The sequence below is a fragment of the Sulfurimonas sp. genome (assembly GCF_032250635.1).
GTDB lineage: Bacteria > Campylobacterota > Campylobacteria > Campylobacterales > Sulfurimonadaceae > Sulfurimonas.
In genome coordinates, this window is record NZ_JAVVFL010000205.1 from 1 (window position 1) to 3,700 (window position 3,700).

A 3,700-nucleotide genomic window follows, 5' to 3' on the forward strand; every position below is an offset into this window, starting at 1 on the left:
CCATCTCTTTTAACTGGCTTCCCTTTGGCATAGGAGGCGCTATAGGCGTAGGTTTTTTTATAGCCTCTTTTTTATCTCCCGCATCTTTTGATATTTTTGGCATCTCTTTTAGTGAGACTTTTATTTTGTTCTCTTGTGGTTTTTGCTCTTTTTTTATTTCAGGTGTCATTGCGCCAAGAAGCCAGAATAAAAGTAGCAAAACAAAGTGAATTAAAAGTGCAACAAACAAAGCAAAATAGGAGCGATTCAAGGCATGATATCCAGTTATTAAAATTTGAAATATTATAACTAATATAGATTAATACAACTTTGCTATAATGACAAAAAAATATTAAGGGTGTTTTATGAGTATTGACGGTTCATTAAGAGCTTTTAAACAAGCGCAAGATTTAATTCCTGGAGGCGTCAATTCGCCTGTAAGAGCATTTAGCAGTGTCGGGGGGACACCTCTATTTATAGCAGAGGGAAGCGGTGCCTATTTAACGGATATTGACGGAAATAGATATGTTGATTTTGTTCAAAGCTGGGGACCGCTTATTTTTGGACACAGAGATGAGACCATTGAGAATGCGGTCATAAATGCCGTAAAACATGGACTTAGTTTTGGTGCTCCGACACAGGCAGAGAGTGATTTGGCACAGCTAGTTATTTCTATGTTTGACTCAATAGAGAAGATTAGATTTGTAAGCAGCGGAACAGAGGCTGTTATGAGTGCTATACGTCTTGCTCGCGGATATACGGGGCGTGATGACATTGTCAAGTTTACAGGATGCTATCATGGGCACAGCGACTCTCTTTTGGTGCAGGCTGGGAGCGGTGCTGCAACTTTTGGAAACCCTAGTTCGCCTGGAGTTCCTGCCGATTTTACTAAACACACACTTCTGGCAACGTACAACGATATTGAGAGCGTAAAGAAGTGTTTTGCCGACTCTAAGGACATTGCATGTGTAATTATTGAGCCGATTGCCGGAAATATGGGGCTTGTTCCCGCAGATAAAGAGTTCTTACATGAGCTAAGAGAGCTTTGCAGTGCTCATGGAACTCTTCTGATTTTTGATGAAGTCATGAGCGGTTTTCGCGCTAGTTTAAACGGTGCGGAGTCTATTACGGGAGTAAAGCCAGACATAGTAACTCTTGGAAAAGTTATAGGCGGCGGGATGCCGGTGGGTGCTTTTGGAGCAAGAGCGGAGATTATGGCAAAACTCTCGCCTGAGGGACCTGTTTATCAGGCGGGAACACTCAGCGGAAATCCTGTTGCTATGGCTGCTGGACTTGCGGCAATATCTAAACTAAAAGCAAATGCCGGGGTAATCTCTGTGTTAAACCAAAGAGCAAAAAGATTGGTTGAGGGAATGCAAAAAGAGGCTATTTCTTGCGGCATACCGATGCAGATAGATACCAGAGGAAGTATGTTTGGTTTCTTTTTTAATGAGAAACCTGTTAAAAATTTTGCCGATGCATGTAACTCCGATGCAGAGCTGTTTGCTAAATTTCACTCCAAAATGCTTCAAGAGGGCTTTTATTTTGCATGTTCACTCTATGAGACAGGCTTTATTTCAACTGCTATTACCGATGAGATGATTGAAGATACCATTAAGGCAAGCGCGAAAGTTTTTAAGGAGATAACCAATAATGCATAAGAGCGATAAAGAGGAGCAAAAAGCTCCTAGAATCAAGCCTCTGATAGAAGCGGCAGATAGCCTCTCACTCGGAATCTCTATGGTTGTAGCGGTTCTTATGGGTGTCGGAATAGGGCTTTTGCTTAAGAATTTCACGGGAGCAGGTTGGACTTTGTGGATAGGTGTTTTTATAGGTATCGCAGCGGCGGTGTTAAATGTCTATAAAGCCTATTCAAAGCAGTACAAAGAGCTTGAAGAGCTTGCAAAAGAGCCTCGTTATGCTATAAAAAAGCAGCTTCAAGATGATAAAGATGAGGATGAGAGTGAAAAAAACTATTAAGTTTTTAGCTGTAGTCCAGTCTCTTATTCTTCTCTCAAACATCATCTCTTTTGAGTTTTACATAAATCTTCAAGTAGCATTTCTAAGCAGTTTTCTTATAATTGCAGGCTCTGCTTATGCCTATAGAAAAATGGTTAAAAATCAGGTTGCACTTGAAAACGTAGAGGAAAAAAGGGACATATTAGATGAAATCGAAGACCCTTACGAGCTTTATGACGATTTCGAGGTAGATAACAGACCTGCTGATGAGCTGGATATAAAAGCAATACTCAAAGAAGAGAAGAAAAAGATAAAGATATTGAACATAAAAGATATAAAAAAAGGCTCTAGAGCCGGAGTTTCTCTCTTTAGGCTTGTTCCATATCTCTTTTTGATTTTAGGTTTTATAGCTCTTAAAAACAACTCTCTTTTGGATATTTCTATCTATCTTCCGTCTCTGTTGGTGGGAATAGTGGCTGGGTACTTTTTCTCAAAAGAGCTATGAGGTAATCATCGGCATGTTGATTGTTATCTTTTTTTGAACATCTATGTAGAAATTTGTGTTTGCCGCTAATGTTTTGAGCTCCTCAACTCTCTCTTTGTCAATATTTTCTGAACTGACTTCTATAGAAAAAAGACTATATTTTTTCTTCTCAAATTTTATATGTTCTCCAATTCTATAAAATATTTTTGTTAAAATATTTTCATTTTTTTCATAGCATGAGTATGTTTTATTTAAAATTTTTATAAAATTATTTGAGTCAAGTATAACTTCTGGGATAGTAGGGTCAAAATCTTTTTCAAACACTATTTTTGAGTTTATAGAGTTTGTAAGCATACACAAATCAACAAGGGCGTAGATGTTTGTCAATTCGCCGACAGGCTTTTGAGCGCTGATCTTAAAGGAGGGCGCCTGATAGAGTTTTATGCCTACGACATCGTCATTTTCATAACCGACGGTAAGGGCAAAAAATCTGTAACGTCCAAACTCCAGTTCAACGAAAGTTGTCTTAAACCCAAATGTTACATTTGCATAGGTCGTAGCAAGGTTAAAAAGCTCTTCGGTTGTGACGGCACCCAGTAAAAATTGAGCCTCTGAATTAAGCGATAAAATCTTTCCGCTTGAGCTAAAGAGCACAAAAGGGTTGTAATCATACTCAATCCATTGCTGCTCAAATGTCATTCTGATTACTCTTCTATGTAGTTTTTAAGTTTTCGTCCAACTTTAGGGTGCTTCAGCTTTTTTATGGCACTTGATTCAATCTGGCGGACTCTTTCGCGTGTTACGCTAAGCTCTTTGCCTATCTCCTCTAGTGTTCTGTCGCTCTCATCATCCATAATTCCAAAACGTAGTTTTATAACGGCTCTTTCTCTTTCGTTAAGCTGTTCTAAAACATTTTCTATCTGAACTCTCAAATCATCTTTTAGTACGGCATCAGAAGGCGAGAGTGAAGATTTATCTTCTATAAAGTCTCCAAAACGTCCATCATCTTCACTTCCAATAGGAGCCTCTAAACTTATAGGCTCTTTTGTAATTTTAATGACGTTTTTAACCTTCTCAACAGAAAGACCAACCTCTAGAGCAATAATCTCAACATCAGGCTCTCTTCCATGCTCTTGGAGATGTTTACGCATAATCTTATTGATACGGTTAATAGTCTCTATCATGTGGATAGGAATACGGATTGTTCTTGCCTGATCCGCGATTGCACGGGAGATTGCCTGACGAATCCACCAAGTTGCATATGTTGAAAACTTATAC

The 3,700-nt window shown here is 38.8% G+C and carries 5 protein-coding genes; 3 read left to right on the forward strand and 2 right to left on the reverse strand.

Going from position 1 to position 3,700, the window contains the following annotated elements:
* The first annotated feature begins 344 nt into the window (after positions 1 to 344).
* From hemL to RQ763_RS10585, 3 genes are read left to right on the forward strand one after another with little or no spacing between them, the layout of a single operon-like run.
* Entirely contained in the window at positions 345 to 1,640 is a 1,296-nt protein-coding gene (gene hemL, locus RQ763_RS10575) for a glutamate-1-semialdehyde 2,1-aminomutase (RefSeq protein WP_314152916.1), read from the forward strand.
* The gene (locus RQ763_RS10580; RefSeq protein WP_314152917.1) at positions 1,633 to 1,959 is read left to right on the forward strand and encodes an AtpZ/AtpI family protein; all 327 of its coding nucleotides are present in this window, start codon (positions 1,633 to 1,635) and stop codon (positions 1,957 to 1,959) included. Before hemL ends, RQ763_RS10580 begins: the two co-directional genes overlap by 8 nt.
* Positions 1,943 to 2,443, forward strand: coding sequence for a hypothetical protein (locus RQ763_RS10585; protein ID WP_314152919.1), 501 nt, complete (start codon positions 1,943 to 1,945; stop codon positions 2,441 to 2,443). The genes RQ763_RS10580 and RQ763_RS10585 overlap by 17 nt, the downstream gene beginning before the upstream one ends.
* On the opposite strand, the gene RQ763_RS10590 is transcribed toward RQ763_RS10585, so the two are convergent.
* Both RQ763_RS10590 and RQ763_RS10595 read right to left on the reverse strand, forming a co-directional pair.
* The gene (locus tag RQ763_RS10590; protein WP_314152920.1) at positions 2,438 to 3,121 is read right to left on the reverse strand and encodes a hypothetical protein; all 684 of its coding nucleotides are present in this window, start codon (positions 3,119 to 3,121) and stop codon (positions 2,438 to 2,440) included. The genes RQ763_RS10585 and RQ763_RS10590 overlap by 6 nt on opposite strands.
* Before the next feature lie 5 nt (positions 3,122 to 3,126).
* A partial coding sequence (locus tag RQ763_RS10595; protein ID WP_314152922.1) for a sigma-70 family RNA polymerase sigma factor occupies positions 3,127 to 3,700 on the reverse strand: 574 nt, incomplete at its 5' end.

Coding starts and splice junctions, on each gene's coding strand:
- RQ763_RS10580 (WP_314152917.1), top strand. CDS start 1,633: ATGCATAAGAGCGATAAAGAGGAGCAAAAAGCTCCTAGAATCAAGCCT.
- RQ763_RS10590 (WP_314152920.1), bottom strand. CDS start 3,121: ATGACATTTGAGCAGCAATGGATTGAGTATGATTACAACCCTTTTGTG.
- hemL (WP_314152916.1), top strand. CDS start 345: ATGAGTATTGACGGTTCATTAAGAGCTTTTAAACAAGCGCAAGATTTA.